The organism is Rhodococcus sp. P4_C10 (genome assembly GCF_056402135.1).
Genome location: NZ_JBFUHZ010000100.1, coordinates 1 through 899 on the forward strand (window position 1 = coordinate 1; position 899 = coordinate 899).

Sequence of the window (899 nt, forward strand, 5' to 3'; positions counted from 1 at the left end):
CAACAAGGCGGCGGCCGAGAAGAAGGGGGCTGACCTCTGATGGGCTACCTCGTCACGATCCTGTACATCGTCGCGTTCTCGATGTTCATCTACGGTCTGTCGGGTCTGACCGGCCCGAAGACCGCGGTCCGCGGCAACTACATCGCCGCCGTGGGCATGGTCATCGCGGTCCTCGCGGTGCTGATCGACGTCCGTGAGACGGACAACTGGCTGCTGATCGCGGGCGGTCTGCTGGTCGGTGTCGTGCTCGGTGTGCCGCCGGCGTTGCGTACGAAGATGACGGCGATGCCGCAGCTGGTGGCGCTGTTCAACGGTGTGGGCGGTGGCACGGTCGCGTTGATCGCGTGGGCGGAGTTCCTCGACTCCGACGGCTTCACCACCCTCACCGACGTGCCGAGCGCGCCTGTGGTGGTCGGGTCGCTGTTCGCGGCGATCATCGGTTCCGTCTCGTTCTGGGGCTCGCTGGTGGCGTTCTCCAAGCTGCAGGAACTGCTGAACAAGAAGGTGGAGAAGGCGTTCGTCTCCAACGCGAAGGCGTTCCAGCTCGCGAACATGCTCCTCGCGGTCGTGTCCATCGCCGTCGCTGTCTACATCGGTGTGCATGCCGATCCGGCGAACGACCCGACCTCGGCGCTGTGGATCGTGGGGCTGCTCGTCGCGGCCGGCGTGATGGGCCTGTTCGTGGTGCTGCCGATCGGCGGCGCCGACATGCCCGTGGTGATCTCGCTGCTCAACGCGCTGACCGGTCTCTCCGCCGCGGCGGCGGGTCTGGCGCTGAACAACCAGGCGATGATCGTCGCCGGCATGATCGTCGGCGCGTCGGGCACCATCCTGACGAACCTGATGGCGAAGGCGATGAACCGGTCGATCCCGGCGATCATCTTCGGCTCGTTCGGTGG

At 66.3% G+C, this 899-nt stretch carries 1 protein-coding gene; it reads left to right on the top strand.

Going from position 1 to position 899, the window contains the following annotated elements; all coding sequences use genetic code 11:
- Positions 1 to 39: 39 nt before the first annotated feature.
- Positions 40 to 899: NAD(P)(+) transhydrogenase (Re/Si-specific) subunit beta (locus AC1DWC_RS26690; RefSeq protein WP_477912908.1), on the top strand; the 860-nt coding region annotated here is incomplete at its 3' end.